We start from the raw sequence: 17,935 nt of genomic DNA on the forward strand, positions 1-17,935 counted from the left end.
GAAGCCGTAGGTTAAGAGTGCTGTAAACAACCCGCTGATCAGCCCGCCGCGACGGCCGCGCCCGGACCCGCCCGGCGGCTCCGGGACCCGCAGGTCCCGGAGCCGCCGGGGGCGAGGGGATCACCCGGTCAGGCGTACAGCTCCCGCAGGCGCACCGAGAGGCAGGTCACACAGCCCTCCAGCTTCTCGAACTCGCTGATGTCGACCGTCACCACGTCGTGGCCGAGATCGGCCAGCAGCTCCGCGGTCTTCGGGGCGCTCGCCGCCATCAGCAGCTTGCCGCCGCCGAGCAGCACCACGTGCGCGCCGGACTCCTCCGGCACCGACAGGAATCCCGGGAAGAGCGACGGCCGGTCGATCTTCGGGATGTGCCCGATCACCGTTCCGTCGGGCAGCGCGGTCACCGCCGACTTCAGGTGCAGCACCTTGCTCACGGGTACGGCGACCACGCGGGCGCCCAGCGGTTCGAAGGCCGCCCGGAGCTGCTGCACGCCGGCCGCGTTGGTCCGTCCGCCGCGGCCGACGTACACGGTGTCGCCGACCTTGAGGACGTCACCGCCGTCCAGCGTGCCCGGTTCCCATATCCAGTTCACCGAGCAGCCGAGCCGGGCCACCGCCTCCTCGACGCCGGCGGTCTCCGCCCGCCGCGACTCGGCGCCGGGCCGGGTGATCAACGCCACGTTCCGGTACATGACGACGGTGTCCTCGACGAACACCGAGTCCGGGCAGTCGTCGGCCGGTTCGACCTCGATGATCTCCCAGCCGTGCGCGCGCAGGGCCTCGACGTACGCCTCCCACTGCTCGCCGGCGAGCCCCGCGTCGACCTTCTCCCGCTGGATGTGCGTCACCAGGCCGTCGGCGAGGAGGGGACTGGGGCGGCGGACGAGGGCCTTCTTGCTGGGCACGAGGGGCCTTTCGAATCGGTCGGTGCGGTGGTGCGGTCCGGCGCCGCTCACACGGCGCCGGTCCGTCATCATGCAGCGCGCTCCCGTCAGGGCCAAACCCCCCGGGTGCCCGGCGCGTCCCTGCCGGGACCCGGCCGTCCGGCCGGGGCGGGCCCCCGCCGCCGGTCAGGCCGGGTCCTTGAGCGCCTCGGGTGCCGTCTCCGTCAGCTCCCCTCCCTCCATCAGCAGCCATCGGGTGATCCCGATCGACTCCAGGAACGGCAGGTCGTGGCTGGCGACGATCAGCGCGCCCTCGTACGACTCCAGGGCCGTCGTCAGCTGCCGGACGCTGGCCATGTCGAGGTTGTTGGTGGGCTCGTCCAGCAGCAGCAGTTGCGGCGCGGGCTCGGCGAGCATCAGCGCGGCCAGGGCCGCCCGGAAGCGCTCACCGCCCGACAGGGTGGCCGCCTTCTGGTCGGCCCGCGCGCCCCGGAACAGGAAGCGGGCGAGCCGGGCCCGGACCCGGTTGTTGGTGGCGCCCGGAGCGAACCGGGCGACGTTCTCGGCCACCGACCGGTCGTCGTCCAGCACGTCCAGCCGCTGGGGCAGGAACCGCAGCGGCACATGGGCCGTCGCCGTGCCCGACACCGGCGCCAGTTCCCCGGCGACGGTCCGCAGCAGCGTCGTCTTGCCGGCACCGTTGCGGCCGACGAGCGCGATCCGCTCCGGGCCCCGCAGATCGAGGATGCCCGGCACGCGCGCGTGGCAGGCCGTCTCCAGCTTCTCCAGGGTGAGCACCTGCCGGCCGGGCGGCACGGCCGTGTACGGCAGGTCGATGCGGATCTCGTCGTCGTCGCGTACGGCCTCCACCGCCTCGTCCAGTCGTCCCCTGGCCTCCGCGAGCCGCTCCTCGTGCATGATGCGGTGCTTGCCCGCCGACTCCTGCGCGGCCCGCTTGCGCGCCCCCATGACGATCTTCGGCTCGCGCTTCTGTTCGTACATCTTCTGTCCGTACCGCTTGCGGCGGGCCAGTTTGACCTGGGCGTCGGCCAGTTCGCGCTTCTGCTTGCGCACATCGGCCTCGGCGACGCGCAGCATCCGTTCGGCCGCCTCCTGCTCGACGGCCAGCACCTCCTCGTAGGCCGAGAAGTTGCCGCCGAACCAGGCCACCTCCCCGGAGCGCAGCTCGGCGATCTGGTCGACCAGGTCGAGCAGTTCCCGGTCGTGGCTGACCACGACCAGTACGCCCGGCCAGGAGGCCACCGTCTGGTACAGCCGCCGGCGCGCGTACAGGTCCAGGTTGTTGGTGGGCTCGTCCAGCAGCAGGATGTCGGGGCGGCGCAGCAGCACCGCGGCGAGCCGCAGCAGCACCGACTCGCCCCCGGACACCTCGCCGACGGTCCGGTCCAGGCCGATGTGGCCGAGACCGAGTTCGCCGAGGGTGGCCAGGGCGCGCTCCTCGACGTCCCAGTCGTCGCCGACGGTCTCGAAGTGCTCCTCGGCGACGTCGCCCGCCTCGATGGCGTGCAGGGCGGCCCGCCGGGCGGCGATGCCGAGGGCCTGGTCGACGCGGAGCGCGGTGTCGAGGGTGACGTTCTGCGGGAGGTAGCCGATCTCGCCGGCCGCCTTGAGGGTGCCTTCGGCCGGGGCGAGTTCCCCGGCCATCAGCCTGAGCAGGGTGGACTTGCCCGATCCGTTGACGCCGACGAGCCCGGTCCTGCCGGGGCCGAAGGCGATGTCCAGGCCGTCGAAGACGGCGGTGCCGTCGGGCCAGGTGAAGGACAGGGACGTGCAGGTGAGGGAAGCAGACATGGGCGCCTCGCGAGGGACGGGTGCGTTCGGGTGGACGCGTGTCGAGACACCGCGAGGCGGAAACCGAAAGGTCTGGGGCACGGAAGGGGCCGCGGAGAAGGGCCTGTGCCGGAGGACGGCTCGGACGCCGAGGTCGTACGCCACGCACACCTGACCGGTGCGACGCGGTGTCCCGGGACCTCAGACGAGCAACGTCCTTCTCCAATCAACGGCAACAGAACCGCTGTACACCGTAGGAAGGCCGGGAAGAGCTGTCAACGTGATTACGCGCCGCGCGGCCTCACGCGCGCGTGGCGCTCACCGGCGCTCAGCAGGCGTCCCGCATCAGCTCGGCCAGGTCGTGGTCCAGGTCCAGCTGGAGGTGCTCCAGGCCGACGGGGACCAGGTCGTTGGTCGCCTCCAGGAACCGTCGGATCTCACCCGAGCGCACGTGCACGACCGCGGTGCCCTCCGGGGCGTGGAACTCCAGCACCGTGCGGTCGTACCCGTACGGCCGCACGCGGACGTCACCGTGGCCCTCGGCCTCCTGGAGACCGGCCGTGAGCAGCTCGCGGGAGAAGGTCCAGCACACGTCGACACCCTCCAGCGTGGCAGGGGCCGGGAACGTCATGCGGACGGCGAACGGGTCGCGCCGGTCGTAGCACAGCGTGGCGGGAATGCTCGGCATGCGCGGTGCGGCGGCGACGAGACGGGCCTCTACGGGCTGCTCGATGACGGTGGACAACGCCTTGCTCCCTCGTGACGGATGGACTGCGCCCGGATGTGCGGCACCCGGCACTGGAAGAGACGACGGAAACGGCCGATGCGTGCACACGGGGAACGAGTGACCTCGGTCACCGCGTTCATGCACGGGGAACGTACGGGCGTTCCCGCCCGTCGGCGGCACGGAGCGGCCGGCCCCCTGGACGGGGCCGGGGGAGTGGGGCTAGCTTCGCCCGCCATGAGGCGCTTGGGGAGCACGCGACGCAGGGGACGGACGAGCCGGCTGGTGGCGGCGGGAGTGGCGTGCGGGGCGGCGCTCGCCGCCCTGACGGTCCCGGCGGCCGAGGCCAGTCCGCCGGCCCACGGCACCACCGGCGCGGTGAGCGCGGGGCAGCCCGGCACCGGTACGGGAGCCGGGAGCCGGGCCGCAGGGAACTCCCGTACGGCGAACGGGGCCCCGGCGGCGGGGAGCTCCCGCACCGCGGGCGTGCACTGGGCGGCGAAGGACACCGGCACGCCGGGCGTCCGTTTCCGGGGCCTCGCGGCCGTCGACCGGCGCACCGCCTGGCTGGCCGGCACCGAAGGCACGGTGCTGCGCACCACCGACGGCGGCGGGAGCTGGCGGAACGTCTCCCCGCCGGGGGCGTCCGGGCTGCAGTTCCGGGACGTGACGGCGTTCGACGCCCGGCGCGCGGTGGTGCTCGCCATCGGCGAGGGCGAGGCCTCGCGCGTCTACCGCACCGACGACGGCGGCGCGACCTGGACGGAGTCCTTCCGCAACACCGACCCCAGGGCCTTCTACGACTGTCTCGCCTTCTTCGACCGCCGCCACGGCCTCGCCCTGGGCGACCCCGTGGACGGCACGTTCCGCGTCCTGTCCACCGCCGACGGCGGGCGGTCCTGGCGCGTGCTGCCCGCGGACGGCATGCCGCCCGCGCTGGACGGCGAGGCGGGCTTCGCCGCGAGCGGCCAGTGCCTCGTCACCGCCGGCCCGAAGGACGTCTGGCTGGCCACCGGCGGCGGTGCCCGCGCGCGCGTGCTGCACTCCGCCGACCGCGGACTCACCTGGACGGCCGCCGACACGCCCGTCCCCGCGGGCGATCCGGCCAAGGGCGTCTTCGCGCTGGCCTTCCGCGACCGCACCCACGGCATCGCGGTCGGCGGTGACTACCGACCCGGTCAGCCCTCCCCGGAGGCCGCCGCGGTCACCGCAGACGGCGGCCGCACCTGGCGGCCCGCCACCACCCCACCACCCGCCTACCGCTCCGGCGCCGCCTGGCTCCCGCACAGCCGCACCGCCGCGCTGGCCGTCGGCCCGACCGGCACCGACCTGACCACCGACGGCGGCCACAGCTGGCGCACGATCGACACCGGTTCGTACGACACCGTCGCCTGCACCGGCGACCTGAGCTGCTGGGCGGCGGGCGAACAGGGACGGGTGGCACGGCTCGAACGGTGAGGCGCGGCCGGACCGGTGAGGTAGGCGCGGCCGAACGCGGGTACTCGTTCCCCGTCGCAAAGGAAGGGAGCGATCATGCCAGCCGGTTCCAGCCCCAAGCGTGAGCGTCAGTACGAGCACATCAAGAAGAGCGCGCAGGACCGGGGCGAGAGCACCGGGCGCGCCAAGGAGATCGCCGCGCGGACGGTGAACAAGGAACGCGCCCGCTCCGGCGAGTCCAGGACCGCCAGCCGCAGCTCGACGCAGGACATGTCGTCCGGCAAGCGTGGCGGTCAGCGGTCGGGCAACCGGGTCGGCTCGCACGGCCCGACCCGCGACCAGCTGTACAACGAGGCGAAGCAGCGCGGCATCGAGGGCCGTTCGCACATGAACAAGGAAGAACTGCAGCGCGCGCTGGACGCGAAGAAGGGCTGACGGCCCGCCCGGCCCGGCGCCCGAGGAGCGCGGCGGACCGGCGTCAGCCGAGCGTCTGCCGGTGGCGCGCCAGCTCCGGGGCCGTCTTCGTGGCGATGAACTCCGTGACGCGGTAGGCGCACACACCGGCGACGGTGAACGGGTCGCCCGCGACGATCTCGTCGATGCGGGCACGGTCCCCCGCGACGGCCAGGATCACCCCGCCGTCGCGGGGGTTCTTGCGTCCCGACGCCAGGAAGAGGCCCTTGTCGTACTGCTCCTGGAGCCAGGCCACATGGTCCGGCAGAACGGCGTCCACGGCTTCGAGCGGCGCGGTGTAGGTCAGCTCCAGGACGAACATGATCGCGAGTCTACCCCGCCGGCCCGGCGGCCCGCGGCGGGACCGTACAGTCACCCGGCATGACGATCGTTGGCGTACCCGCGGGCTGGCCCGTGACCGAGGACGAGGCCCGCGCCGTACAGGACGAGCTGCGCGGGCGTGTGGTGCTGGACGAGCCGGGACCGCCGCCCGGGACGGGCCGTGTCACGGGGGTCGACGTCGCCTACGACGACGGCCTGGACCTGGTCGCGGCGGCGGCCGTGGTGCTGGACGCCGCCACCCTGGACGTCGTGGCGGAGGCGACGGCCGTCGGCCGGGTCTCCTTCCCCTATGTGCCCGGCCTCCTCGCCTTCCGTGAGATCCCCACCGTCCGTGCCGCCCTGGACCGGCTGCCGTGCCCGCCGGGGCTGGTCGTGTGCGACGGCTACGGCCTGGCCCACCCGCGCCGCTTCGGCCTGGCTTGCCACCTGGGCGTGCTCACGGACCTGCCGACCGTCGGGGTCGCCAAGAACCCGTTCACCTTCGCGTACGAGGACCCGGAGCCGGCCCGGGGCGGCTGGACACCGCTGCTCGCCGGGACCGAGGAGGTCGGACGCGCCCTGCGCACCCGCGACGGCGTCAAGCCGGTGTTCGTCTCGGCCGGCCACCGGGTCAGCCTCGACAACGCCCTGGCGCACACCCTGGCGCTGACCCCGCGGTACCGGCTGCCGGAGACGACCCGCCGGGCGGACGCCCTGTGCCGGCGCGCGCTGCGCGAGGCGGCACAGGGCTGACCGGCGCCGGGGACCAGGGCCCGGTCGACGCACCGGGCGCCGGTCACCCCACCGCGCGCCGCGCGCCAACTCCACGACCGTTCCGCTTCCTTGGCCTCACCCGGCGGGCCAACCCGTCGTCCCGGCTGGTGGCGGCGGCCGCCGCTAGCGTTCCGCCGCCACCCGGAAGGTGATCCCCGCCGCGCGCAGCCGCTCGGTCAGGGCGTCGCCCATCGCCTGGGCCGTGGTGACCTGGCCCGCCGTCGGCGGCAGGTCGTCGAACGCCAGGCACAGGGCCGCCTCGGCGAACATCTTCGCCGTCTCGTCGTACCCCGGGTCGCCGCCCGCGACCTCGGTGAACACGCGCCGGCCACCCCCCTCGCCGACGAACCGCACCGAGAACCAGCTCTTCGCCCGCTTCTCGGCGCTCGGTCCGTCACCCGGCTTGAGGCGGTCCGACAGCCAGCGCCGGGCGGGCGGAAGCTGGGCGGCGGCGGCCACCGCGCCGACGGCCGCGATCCCGCCGAGGGCGACCGGCAGGCGCCGCACCGCCGCGTAGTGCCGGTAGCGGAAGTCCGGGCCGTACCGCTCCAGCGCCCGTGCCGAACGGCGCACGATCTGCGGGTCGATGGTGGGCAGCGGCAGCGCCCACGCGCCGACCTCCGCCGCGTAGCCCGGCGCGCCCGCCGGCGCCGTCACCCGGCGGCCCGGCAGCCGCGGCTCGTGCCGGGCCCGTTCCCGCGCGGCGGCCAGCATCCGCCGGCCGCGGGCCATCTGGTTCAGCGCCGACGCGAGGGTGCCGCCGGAGAAGGCCGCGTCGACGGTCACATAGCCGTCCACGGTCAGCGGCACGCCCTCGGGGAGCTGCCGGACCGTGAAGTACGCGCCCAGGTCGTGCGGCACGGAGTCGAAACCGCAGGCGTGCACCAGGCGCGCGCCCGTCTCGCGCGCGCGTGCGTCGTGCCGGACGTACATCAGGTCCACGAACTCGGGCTCGCCGGTGAGGTCCAGGTAGTCGGCGCCGGTGTCGGCGCAGGCGGCGACGAGCTCCTCGCCGTGCAGGACGTACGGCCCGACGGTCGTGGCGACCACGCGCGCGTGCTCGGCGAGGGCGCGCAGGGTGGCCGGTTCGGCCACGTCGGCCCGCAGCACACCGACGTCCGTGCCACCGGGCAGCTCCTCGCGCAGCCGCTCCAGCCGCCCCTGGTCGCGCCCGGCGACCGCCCAGCGCAGGCCGTCCGGCGCGTGCGCCGCGAGGTAGTGGGCCGTGAGCGCGCCGACGAAGCCCGTGGCCCCGAAGAGCACGAGGTCGTACGGCCGGTCCGCCCTGCTTATCCTGCTCATGACACCCCTTGGTCCGTGCGGCCCGTCGCGCAGCCCGCGCCGCTGTCGGTGGCCGAGGCTAGCGTGAGGAGTGCGGAGCCCGACGACCAGCCCGGAGGCAGCGGTGGCCGTAGCCAGGAATGCCGTGAAGAAGCGGGAGAAACCGCCTCGCCCCCGGGTGCGGGGACCGGGGGCGCGGACGAGACGACGGTCCCGGGCGCCCGTCGCCGAAGGGCCCCGGCGCGGCTTCGGTCACTCTCCCGGGTGATCGTCGGCCGGACGGGCACTTGGCTAAGCGCTTGCTCGTTCAGGTCTTGTGCCCGGTGGAACGCGTTCCTAGCATCACCGGTGTTACATCATTTGTGTCACACACGCCTGGGGGCTGCACGGATGACAACGGCAGGGACGCCGACGCCGGGCCACGGTCCGCTCTCCGGCGTGCGCGTCGTCGAGCTGGCCGGCATCGGGCCGGGCCCGTTCGCCGCCATGCTGCTGGCCGACCTGGGGGCCGACGTGGTCCGGGTGGACCGTCCGGGCGGTCCGGGCCTCGCCATCGACCCGGCGTTCGACGTCACCAACCGCAACAAGCGCTCGATCGTGGTCGACCTGAAGGCACCGGGCGGCCCCGCACGCGTCCTGGACCTCGCCGAGCGGGCCGACATCCTCATCGAGGGCTACCGCCCCGGCGTCGCCGAACGCCTCGGCATCGGCCCCGGGGACTGCCACGCCCGCAACCCCCGCCTGGTGTACGGCCGGATGACCGGCTGGGGCCAGGACGGCCCGCTCGCCCAGCGCGCCGGCCACGACATCGCCTACATCGCGCTCACCGGCACCCTCGGCATGATCGGCCGCCCGGACGAACCCCCGGCGGTGCCCGCCAACCTCCTCGGGGACTACGCGGGCGGCTCCCTCTACCTGGTCGTCGGCGTCCTCGCCGCCCTGCACCACGCGCGCGCGACCGGTACCGGGCAGGTGGTCGACGCGGCCATCGTGGACGGCACGGCCCACCTGTCCGCGATGATCCACGGCATGCTCGCCGCCGGTGGCTGGCAGGACCGCCGCGCCGCCAACCTCCTGGACGGCGGCTGTCCCTACTACGGCACCTACGAGACCGCCGACGGCGGGTACATGGCGGTGGGCGCCCTGGAGGACAGGTTCTACGCCGAGTTCCTGCGCCTGCTCGGCGTGGAGGACCCGGCGTCCGCCCGCGAGGACTGGACCCGCTGGGGCGAGCTGCGCGAACGGATCGCCGCCGCCTTCAAGTCCCGCACCCGGGCGGAGTGGACGGCCGTCTTCGCGGACTCCGACGCCTGTGTGGCGCCCGTGCTGAGCCTGCGCGAGGCCCCGGCCCACCCGCATCTGGCCGCGCGCGGCACCTTCACGGACCACGGCGGCATCACCCAGCCCGCCCCCGCCCCCCGCTTCTCCGCGACCCCCACCGCCGTCCGCACCGGCCCCGCCCGGCCGGGCGCGGACACCGCCGCGGTCGCCCGGGACTGGGGCATACCGGCACCTCCGGCCGACGACCCCGGCGCCCCTGACGGCCGGGGCTGACGACCGGCCCCCACGGCCGGCCGCGACGACCTGGTCACCGACGCCGGCCGGCCCCGACCACCCCGCTCGGCCCACCCTCCCGAAAGGCACACCAGTGAGCACCGAAGCGTACGTGTACGACGCGATCCGCACCCCGCGCGGCCGCGGCAAGGCGAACGGCGCCCTGCACGGCACGAAGCCCATCGACCTGGTCGTCGGCCTCATCCACGAGATCCGCGCCCGCTTCCCCGGCCTGGACCCGGCCGCGATCGACGACATCGTGCTCGGCGTCGTCGGCCCCGTCGGCGACCAGGGCTCGGACATCGCCCGGATCGCCGCGCTCGCCGCCGGACTGCCCGACACCGTCGCGGGCGTGCAGGAGAACCGCTTCTGTGCCTCCGGTCTCGAGGCCGTCAACCTGGCCGCCGCGAAGGTCCGCGCGGGCTGGGAGGACCTGGTCCTCGCCGGTGGCGTCGAGTCCATGTCCCGGGTGCCGATGGCCTCGGACGGCGGCGCCTGGTTCAACGACCCGATGACCAACCTCGCCGTCAACTTCGTGCCGCAGGGCATCGGCGCCGACCTCATCGCCACCATCGAGGGCTTCTCCCGCCGGGACGTCGACGAGTACGCGGCCCTGTCCCAGGAGCGCGCCGCCACCGCCTGGAAGGAGGGCCGCTTCGACAGGTCGGTGGTCCCCGTCAGGGACCGCAACGGCCTGGTCGTCCTCGACCACGACGAGCACATGCGCCCCGGCACCACCGCCGACTCCCTGGCCAAGCTGAAGCCGTCCTTCGCGGACATCGGCGACCTGGGCGGCTTCGACGCCGTGGCCCTGCAGAAGTACCACTGGGTGGAGAAGATCGACCACGTCCACCACGCCGGCAACTCCTCCGGCATCGTGGACGGCGCCTCGCTCGTCGCGATCGGCTCCCGTGAGGTCGGCGAGCGCCACGGCCTCACCCCCCGCGCGCGGATCGTCGCCGCGGCCGTCTCCGGCTCCGAGCCGACCATCATGCTCACCGGCCCCGCCCCCGCCACCCGCAAGGCCCTGGCGAAGGCCGGCCTCACCATCGACGACATCGACCTGGTCGAGATCAACGAGGCGTTCGCCGCCGTCGTGCTGCGCTTCGTGAAGGACATGGGCCTGTCCCTGGACAAGGTCAACGTCAACGGCGGAGCCATCGCCCTCGGCCACCCGCTCGGCGCCACCGGCGCCATGATCCTGGGCTCGCTCATCGACGAGCTGGAGCGCCAGGACAAGCGCTACGGCCTCGCCACCCTCTGCGTCGGCGGCGGCATGGGCATCGCCACCATCGTCGAGCGCCTCTGAACTCCCCGCGGAACCAAGCGCCCCGAAGACTTCTACGGAGACGACTGTCATGACCGAGAGCACCACCATCCGCTGGGAGCAGGACGACACCGGTGTCGTCACCCTCGTCCTGGACGACCCCAACCAGTCCGCGAACACCATGAACCAGGCGTTCCGCGACTCCCTCGCCGTGATCGCCGACCGCCTGGAGGCGGAGCGGGAGAACATCCGCGGCGTCATCCTCACCTCCGCGAAGAAGACCTTCTTCGCGGGCGGCGACCTGCGCGACCTGATCCGGGTCACGCCCGAGACCGCGCAGGAACTGTTCGACGGCGGCCTCGCCATCAAGCGGAACCTGCGCCGCATCGAGACCCTCGGCAAGCCGGTCGTCGCCGCCATCAACGGCGCGGCGCTCGGCGGCGGGTACGAACTGGCCCTCGCCTGCCACCACCGGGTCGCCCTCGACACCCCCGGCACCAGGATCGGCTGTCCGGAGGTCACCCTCGGACTGCTCCCCGGCGGCGGCGGGGTCGTGCGCACCGTGCGGCTGCTCGGCATCACGGACGCCCTGCTGAAGGTGCTCCTCCAGGGACAGCAGTACAACGCGCGGCGCGCCCAGGAGAACGGCCTCGTCCACGAGGTCGCCGCCACCCCCGAGGAACTGCTCGCCAAGGCCCGGGCCTTCATCGACGCGAACCCCGAGTCCCAGCAGCCCTGGGACAAGCCGGGGTACCGGATCCCCGGCGGCACCCCGGCCAACCCGAAGTTCGCCGCCAACCTGCCCGCCTTCCCGGCCAACCTGCGCAAGCAGACGGGCGGCGCCCCCTACCCGGCGCCGCGCAACATCCTCGCCGCCGCCGTCGAGGGCTCCCAGGTCGACTTCGAGACCGCCCAGGTCATCGAGGCCCGCTACTTCGTGGAACTGGCCGCCGGGCAGACCTCGAAGAACATGATCCAGGCCTTCTTCTTCGACCTCCAGGCGGTCAACTCCGGCGCCAGCCGCCCCCAGGGCGTCGAGCCCCGCCAGGTCCGCAAGGTGGCCGTCCTCGGCGCCGGCATGATGGGCGCCGGCATCGCCTACGCGTGCGCCCGCGCGGGCATCGACGTCGTCCTCAAGGACGTCTCCCTGGAAGCGGCCGTCAAGGGCAAGGGCTACTCGGAGAAGCTGTGCGCCAAGGCCGTCGCCAGGGGCCGTACCAGCCAGGACAAGGCGGACGCGCTGCTCGCCCGGATCACCCCCACCGCCGAGGCGGCCGACCTCGCCGGCTGTGACGCGGTCATCGAGGCCGTGTTCGAGGACACCGCCCTCAAGCACAAGGTGTTCCAGGAGATCGAGGCCGTTGTCGCCCCCGACGCGCTGCTGTGCTCCAACACCTCCACGCTGCCCATCACCACCCTCGCCGAGGGCGTGCAGCGTCAGGCCGACTTCATCGGACTGCACTTCTTCTCGCCGGTCGACAAGATGCCGCTGGTCGAGATCATCAAGGGCGAGCGCACCGGCGAGGAGGCCCTCGCGCGCGCCTTCGACCTGGTCCGGCAGATCAACAAGACGCCGATCGTCGTGAACGACTCCCGGGGCTTCTTCACCTCCCGGGTGATCGGCCACTTCATCAACGAGGGTGTCGCCATGGTCGGCGAGGGCGTCGAGCCCGCCTCCGTGGAGCAGGCCGCCGCCCAGGCCGGCTACCCGGCCAAGGTGCTGTCCCTCATGGACGAGCTGACCCTCACCCTCCCGCGCAAGATCCGGGGCGAGACGAAGCGGGCCGTGGAGGAGGCCGGCGGCACCTGGACGGCGCACCCGGCGGAGGCGGTCGTCGACCGCATGGTCGACGAGTTCGGCCGCACCGGCCGCAGCGGTGGCGCCGGCTTCTACGACTACACCGAGGACGGCAAGCGGGCGGGGCTCTGGCCGGGCCTGCGCGAGCACTTCACCAGGCCTGGATTCGAGATCCCGTTCCGGGACATGCAGGAACGCATGCTCTTCGCCGAGGCGCTCGACACCGTACGCCTCCTCGAAGAGGGCGTCCTGACCTCCGTCGCCGACGCCAACATCGGCTCGGTCCTCGGCATCGGCTTCCCCGGCTGGACCGGCGGTGTGCTCCAGTACATCAACGGTTACGAAGGGGGCCTGCCCGGATTCGTGGCCCGCGCGCGCGAGCTGGCCGAACGGTACGGCGAGCGGTTCGCCCCGCCCGCGCTGCTCGTGACCAAGGCGGCGAACGGGGAGACGTTCACCGACGCCCGCTGACCCGCCTCAGCCGGACGGCGTGCCCCGGGACCCCGCTCCCGGGGCCGCCGTGCCCCCGGACGGGGTCTCCGGGTCCGCCGCTGCGTCCAGCCACTGGCGCAGCTCCTCCCTCAGCGACCGCTGGAAGGTGGTGAGCAGCGCCTGCACCACGAGCGGGTGCATATGGGCCGACAGCGACTTCACGTCCCGCGCGTCGCGCTCGGCCACGGCCTCCCGCAGCAGCGCCGACAGCTCGTGGGCCGCCGCGCGCGCGTGGCCGGTCAGCACGGTCCGGGCGGCCAGGACGGTCTCCTGCGACAGCGGTACGTCGAGGAGCCGGGCCGCGAGCCGCAGCAGACCGCGGTCCACGCGGAAGGAGTCCCCCTCCCGCGTCACCACGTTCATCGCGGTCAGCCGGTCGACGTCCTCCTCGGCCAGCCGGCGCCCCGCCCGCCGCTCCAGCTCCGCGCGGGAGACGGTCTCGACGGTGTCCGGCGCCCAGGAGGCGACCACCGCACGGTGGATCGCCAGATCGTGCGGGCCGAGGTCGGCCGGCAGCTGCCGCAGATGCCGTTCGATCGCCGCGAGGGTCATGCCCTGGTGCTGCATCTCCTCGATCAGCTCCAGCCGGGCCAGGTGCTCCCGGCCGTAGTGGCCCACCCGCCGCGGGCCGATGACCGGCGGCGGCAGCAGCCCCCTGGTGCCGTAGAAGCGGACCGTGCGCACCGTGACGCCCGCCCGCGCGGCCAGCTCGTCGATCGTCAGGGTGGGCTCGCCCGAGTCGGTCGTCATGTGCAGCAGTATCGCTGTCTCACCAATGGTGTGAAACCCGGGGCGGTGGCGTGTGGACCGTGTGAGAAGAACCGCTCTGTGACCTGGGCCATCGCATGCCGGACGCCCTCCCTGGGAAACTGCTGCCTTGGTCTGTACCGCGACACGAGGGTGGTGCGGGCCAAGACCTGCACGAACCCCGGGCCCATGAGGTCCGGGCGCACCAGGAAGTGGAACCACCCGTGAGCAAGGAAGCCGTGGAACCGGCACAGGCCACCACCCACCCCCAGGTGGCCCGGACCCCCGCGGACGCGGGCGACGCCGGTTACAGCAAGGACCTCAAGGCCCGCCACGTCAACATGATCGCCATCGGCGGCGCCATCGGCACCGGCCTCTTCCTGGGCGCCGGCGGGCGCCTGCACAACGCGGGCCCGGCGCTCGCCCTGGCCTACCTGGTCTGCGGCGTCTTCGCGTTCTTCGTCGTCCGGGCGCTGGGCGAGCTGGTCCTGTACCGGCCGTCCTCCGGCTCCTTCGTGTCGTACGCGCGCGAGTTCCTCGGCGAGAAGGGTGCCTATGTCGCCGGCTGGATGTACTTCCTGAACTGGTCGACCACCGGCATCGCCGACATCACCGCGATCGCGCTCTACACGCACTACTGGAGCATGTTCACGTCGATCCCGCAGTGGGTGCTGGCGCTGATCGCCCTCGCGGTCGTCCTCGCCGTGAACCTGATCTCGGTGAAGATCTTCGGCGAGATGGAGTTCTGGTTCGCGATCATCAAGGTCGCCACCCTCGTGGGCTTCATGCTGATCGGCATCTTCCTGCTGGCGACCCAGCACGACGTGGGCGGCAGCAAGCCGGGCCTCGCTGTCATCACCGACAACGGCGGTGTCCTCCCGCACGGCCTGATGCCGGTCGTCCTGGTCATGCAGGGCGTGATCTTCGCGTACGCCGCCCTGGAGCTCGTCGGCGTGGCCGCCGGCGAGACCGCCGCGCCGGAGAAGGTCGTCCCGCGCGCGGTGAACTCGATCATGTGGCGCGTGGGCCTGTTCTACGTCGGCTCGGTCGTGCTCCTCGCCCTGCTGCTGCCCGGCTCGGTGTACTCCGCCGACCAGAGCCCGTTCGTGACCGTGCTGTCCAGGATCGGCGTGCCGGCGGCCGGTGACGTGATGAACCTGGTCGTGCTGACCGCCGCCATGTCCTCGCTGAACTCCGGCCTGTACTCCACCGGCCGCATCCTGCGCTCGATGGCCACGGCCGGCTCCGCGCCGAAGTTCACCGCCCGTATGAACCGCAGCCAGGTGCCCTACGGCGGCATCCTGCTGACCTGCGCGGTCTGTGTCCTCGGTGTCGGCCTGAACTACCTGGTCCCCAGCCAGGCCTTCGAGATCGTGCTGAACGTCGCCTCGCTCGGCATCATCAGCACCTGGGTGATCATCATGATCTGCCACCTGGTCTTCGTCCGCCGTGCCCGTGCGGGCCTGGTGACCCGGCCGCACTTCCAGCTGAAGTTCAGCCCGGTCACGGAGATCGCCACCGTGGTGTTCCTGCTGGTCTGCCTCGGCATGATGGCCAACGACGCCGAGGTCGGCCGCAAGACCCTGCTGCTCATCCCGGTGATCGCCGTGATGCTGGTCGCCGGCTGGTTCGGCGTCCGCCGCCGGGTGGCGCACCACACGGGCGAGGAGCCGGCCGAACTGCCGCGGTAGCGGTCCGGCGCCGCTGTCGGCGGCATCGCGTACGGTGGCGTCGCACCGGAGATCACGTGGCTCCGGCAGGACGTCACCCGTGCCGTCGGGAGGCGCGGAGGGGGAGGGCAGCGGGATGACCGGGCGAACGGACACGACCGACGTGCTGGTGCTGGGCGGGGCCGGTGTGGACACGGTCATCCCGGTCCCCGAGCTCCCCCTGCCGTACGCCGACAGCTACATGATCGACTCGGGGATCCGCACCCGCGCCGGCCAGACCGGTGACTTCGTCGCCCTCGGGCTGGCCGCACTGGGGCTGCGCACCCACCACCTCGACCTGCTCGGCGACGACCCCGAGGGCGACCTCGTGCGCGCCCTGCACCGCGAGCACGGCATCGCCCTCACCGCACTGCCCCAGCCGGCCGGCACCAAGCGCGCGGTCAACCTCGTCGGCCCGGACGGCCGCCGGCTGTCCCTGTACGACACCAGCCGTGCCCACCCGGACGACCGCTTCCCCGAGGCCCGCCTGCGCGCGCTGGCCGCCGCGAGCCGGCATGTGCACGTGACCATCACCCAGCCCTGCGCCCACGCCCTGCCGGTCCTGCGCGAGACGGGTGTGCCGCTCTCCACCGACCTGCACGACTGGGACGGCGAGAACCCGTACCACGAGCCGTTCGCGTTCACGGCCGACGTCGTCTTCCTGTCGGCCGCCGCCCTGACCGACCCCGAGCGGACCATGCGGCGCATCGCCGAGCGCGGGCGGGCGGGGACCGTCGTCGCCACCGCCGGGGCCGAGGGCGCCCTCCTGCTGGCCGACGGCGAGCTGACCCGGGTACCGGTGGCGACCCCGCCCGCGCCCGTCGTGGACTCCAACGGCGCGGGCGACGCCTTCGCCGCCGCGTTCCTCTACGGCCGGCTGAGCGGCGAGCCGCCCGAGCGGTGCGCCCGGTACGGCGCGGTCGCGGGCGCCTACGCGTGCACCGTCCCGGCCACCCGCGCGGAGGCGATAGGCCGGGACGAGCTGCTGCGCCGGGCGGCGGAACCGGGCCGCTGAGGCGCCGGGGCCCCGGGGTGCCGGGCCCCCGGGGCCCGGGTCAGTGCCCGTGGACGGCGTTCGTCGCCTCGATCTTCTTCCAGGACTTCGGCCGCTCCACCGCCGTACCCGACTTCGCCAGGCTCCGGACCGCCGGGGACGCCGGCTTCCCCGGCTGGAACAGCCAGGTGTCGAACAGCGCGGCCAGCGGCTTGCCGGACACCCGCTCGGCGTACTTCTGGAAGTCGGCGACCGAGGCGTTGCCGTAGGCGTGCTCCTTCGGCCAGCCCTTCAGGATCGCGAAGAACGCGTCGTCACCGATCTTGTTGCGCAGCGCCTGGATGGCGACGGCGCCCCGGTCGTACACGGCGGCATCGAACTGCTCGTCCGGGCCCGGGTCGCCGGGCTTCACCGTCCAGAAGGCGTCGTCGGCCGGGTGCGAGGCGTACACGTAGTCGGCGAGCTCCTGCGTGGTGCCCTCGCCCTCGTGCTCGGACCACAGCCACTGCGCGTACCGGGCGAAGCCCTCGTTGATCCAGATGTCCTTCCAGCCCTTGACCGACACGTCGTCGCCGTACCACTGGTGGGCCAGCTCGTGCACGACCACCGAGGTGTTGGAGCCGTTCGCGAACTGACGCGGACTGTAGTAGACGCGGGTCTGCGTCTCCAGCGCGTAGCCGGTGGTGGTGTTCGGCACGTAGCCGCCCGCCGAGGCGAACGGATACGGCCCGAAGTAGCCGCTCAGCCAGTCCACGATCTCACCGGTGCGCTCGACGCTGGCCCGGGCGGCCCCGTCGTTGTCGCCCAGGTCCTTGCTGTAGGCGTTGATGACGGGGACCCCGCCGTCGGAGGTGCTGGTGGTGATGTCGAACCTGCCGAGCGCGAGCGTGGCCAGATAGGTCGCCTGCGGCTTGTTCTGCCGCCAGTTGTAGCGGGTCCAGCCCAGCTTCGAACTGGTCGACTGGAGCGTGCCGTTGGAGATGGCCTGGGTGCCGTCCGGCACCGCCACCGACACGTCGTAGGTGGCCTTGTCGCTCGGGTGGTCGTTGCTCGGGAACCACCACCAGGCGGCCTCGGGCTCGTCGGCGGCCACCGCGCCGTCCGGTGTGCGGTGCCAGGTGGAGAAGCCGTAGGCGCTCTTCGTCGACGGCACCCCGCTGTAGCGGACCACCACCGTGATCGCGGTGCCCTTGGCCAGCGGCGTCTTCGGGGTGACGACCAGTTCGTGCTGGCCGGACGTCGTGAAGGACGCCTTGGCGCCGTTGACCCGCACCTCGCTCACGTCCAGCAGGAAGTCCAGGTCGAAACTGGACAGGTCCTGGGTGGTCTTCGCCAGGATCGTCGCCGTGCCCTGCAACTCGTCCGTCTTCGGCTGGTACTGCAGCCTCAGGTCGTAGTGCGAGACGTCGTAGCCGCCGTTGCCGTAGTACGGGTAGTAGGGGTCGCCGATGCCCGGTGCGCCGGGGGAGTAACTCGCGGCCGATGCCGGGATCGCCAGCAGGAGGGAGGCCGCCGCGAGCGCGCCCGGTGCGATGATTCTGCGGTGCACGTCAGCTCCAAGTCGTAGGGACGGTGCGTCCGTTCGGAGATCTGTCCGGAGCCTATTCAGTCCCTGTGGCCACCGGCCTGTCCATGGCCCCTACTGTCACACGATCGCCATTCGGTCGTCACGCGCACCGGAAAGCCTTCTTCTGTACGGGCGTTGACCG

Annotated in this window: 15 protein-coding genes; 8 read left to right on the top strand and 7 right to left on the bottom strand. The window is 73.0% G+C overall.

The genetic code is table 11. The features are described 5' to 3' along the window. Positions 1 to 128: 128 nt before the first annotated feature. The 3 genes from ddaH to AB0946_RS20745 form a co-directional block, all read right to left on the bottom strand. Entirely contained in the window at positions 129 to 905 is a 777-nt protein-coding gene (gene ddaH / locus AB0946_RS20735) for a dimethylargininase (protein ID WP_366762093.1), read from the bottom strand. A gap of 165 nt (positions 906 to 1,070) precedes the next feature. Next, a complete protein-coding gene (locus AB0946_RS20740) occupies positions 1,071 to 2,696 on the bottom strand; it encodes an ABC-F family ATP-binding cassette domain-containing protein (protein WP_366762094.1) in 1,626 nt (541 codons plus the stop codon). Positions 2,697 to 3,003: 307 nt separating this feature from the next. Next, positions 3,004 to 3,420, bottom strand: coding sequence for an SsgA family sporulation/cell division regulator (locus AB0946_RS20745; RefSeq protein WP_366762095.1), 417 nt, complete (start codon positions 3,418 to 3,420; stop codon positions 3,004 to 3,006). Positions 3,421 to 3,636: 216 nt separating this feature from the next. On the opposite strand from AB0946_RS20745, the gene AB0946_RS20750 reads away from it, so the two are divergent. Beyond that, entirely contained in the window at positions 3,637 to 4,857 is a 1,221-nt protein-coding gene (locus AB0946_RS20750) for an oxidoreductase (protein WP_366762096.1), read from the top strand. A 75-nt stretch (positions 4,858 to 4,932) separates the two neighbouring features. Then, a complete protein-coding gene (locus AB0946_RS20755; protein WP_366762097.1) occupies positions 4,933 to 5,271 on the top strand; it encodes a plasmid stabilization protein in 339 nt (112 codons plus the stop codon). A 43-nt stretch (positions 5,272 to 5,314) separates the two neighbouring features. Here AB0946_RS20755 and AB0946_RS20760 read toward each other — a convergent pair whose 3' ends face one another. Next, positions 5,315 to 5,611 carry a YciI family protein gene (locus AB0946_RS20760; protein WP_366762098.1) on the bottom strand — a complete coding sequence of 99 codons (297 nt, stop codon included), beginning with the start codon at positions 5,609 to 5,611 and terminating at the stop codon, positions 5,315 to 5,317. Positions 5,612 to 5,670: 59 nt separating this feature from the next. On the opposite strand from AB0946_RS20760, the gene AB0946_RS20765 reads away from it, so the two are divergent. Then, entirely contained in the window at positions 5,671 to 6,363 is a 693-nt protein-coding gene (locus AB0946_RS20765) for an endonuclease V (protein ID WP_366762099.1), read from the top strand. A 144-nt stretch (positions 6,364 to 6,507) separates the two neighbouring features. Here the strand turns inward: AB0946_RS20765 and AB0946_RS20770 are convergent, their stop codons facing one another. Further along, the gene (locus tag AB0946_RS20770; protein ID WP_366762100.1) at positions 6,508 to 7,686 is read right to left on the bottom strand and encodes a saccharopine dehydrogenase NADP-binding domain-containing protein; all 1,179 of its coding nucleotides are present in this window, start codon (positions 7,684 to 7,686) and stop codon (positions 6,508 to 6,510) included. A 369-nt stretch (positions 7,687 to 8,055) separates the two neighbouring features. Here AB0946_RS20770 and AB0946_RS20775 point away from each other — a divergent pair, with 369 nt between their 5' ends. The 3 genes from AB0946_RS20775 to AB0946_RS20785 all read left to right on the top strand — a co-directional run bounded on the left by AB0946_RS20775 (position 8,056) and on the right by AB0946_RS20785 (position 12,755). Continuing rightward, entirely contained in the window at positions 8,056 to 9,219 is a 1,164-nt protein-coding gene (locus tag AB0946_RS20775) for a CaiB/BaiF CoA-transferase family protein (RefSeq protein ID WP_366762101.1), read from the top strand. A 94-nt stretch (positions 9,220 to 9,313) separates the two neighbouring features. Next, positions 9,314 to 10,528 (top strand): acetyl-CoA C-acetyltransferase, encoded by a 1,215-nt coding sequence (locus AB0946_RS20780; RefSeq protein WP_366762102.1) that lies wholly within the window; start codon positions 9,314 to 9,316, stop codon positions 10,526 to 10,528. Positions 10,529 to 10,577: 49 nt separating this feature from the next. Continuing rightward, positions 10,578 to 12,755: a 3-hydroxyacyl-CoA dehydrogenase NAD-binding domain-containing protein gene (locus tag AB0946_RS20785; protein ID WP_366762103.1), complete on the top strand. Its 2,178-nt coding sequence runs from the start codon at positions 10,578 to 10,580 to the stop codon at positions 12,753 to 12,755. Between the two features lie 6 nt (positions 12,756 to 12,761). Here the strand turns inward: AB0946_RS20785 and AB0946_RS20790 are convergent, their stop codons facing one another. Further along, on the bottom strand, positions 12,762 to 13,526 hold the full coding sequence (locus AB0946_RS20790; protein ID WP_366762104.1) for a MerR family transcriptional regulator: 765 nt from the start codon (positions 13,524 to 13,526) through the stop codon (positions 12,762 to 12,764). A 221-nt stretch (positions 13,527 to 13,747) separates the two neighbouring features. On the opposite strand from AB0946_RS20790, the gene AB0946_RS20795 reads away from it, so the two are divergent. Together AB0946_RS20795 and AB0946_RS20800 are read left to right on the top strand one after the other, a co-directional pair. Continuing rightward, on the top strand, positions 13,748 to 15,214 hold the full coding sequence (locus AB0946_RS20795) for an amino acid permease (protein ID WP_366762105.1): 1,467 nt from the start codon (positions 13,748 to 13,750) through the stop codon (positions 15,212 to 15,214). Between the two features lie 115 nt (positions 15,215 to 15,329). Next, positions 15,330 to 16,247 (top strand): adenosine kinase, encoded by a 918-nt coding sequence (locus tag AB0946_RS20800; RefSeq protein ID WP_366762106.1) that lies wholly within the window; start codon positions 15,330 to 15,332, stop codon positions 16,245 to 16,247. A 40-nt stretch (positions 16,248 to 16,287) separates the two neighbouring features. Here AB0946_RS20800 and AB0946_RS20805 read toward each other — a convergent pair whose 3' ends face one another. Beyond that, the gene (locus AB0946_RS20805) at positions 16,288 to 17,775 is read right to left on the bottom strand and encodes a M1 family metallopeptidase (RefSeq protein WP_366762107.1); all 1,488 of its coding nucleotides are present in this window, start codon (positions 17,773 to 17,775) and stop codon (positions 16,288 to 16,290) included. Positions 17,776 to 17,935: the final 160 nt, after the last annotated feature.

The sequence above is a fragment of the Streptomyces sp. NPDC046870 genome, assembly GCF_040704595.1.
GTDB lineage: Bacteria > Actinomycetota > Actinomycetes > Streptomycetales > Streptomycetaceae > Streptomyces > Streptomyces argyrophylli.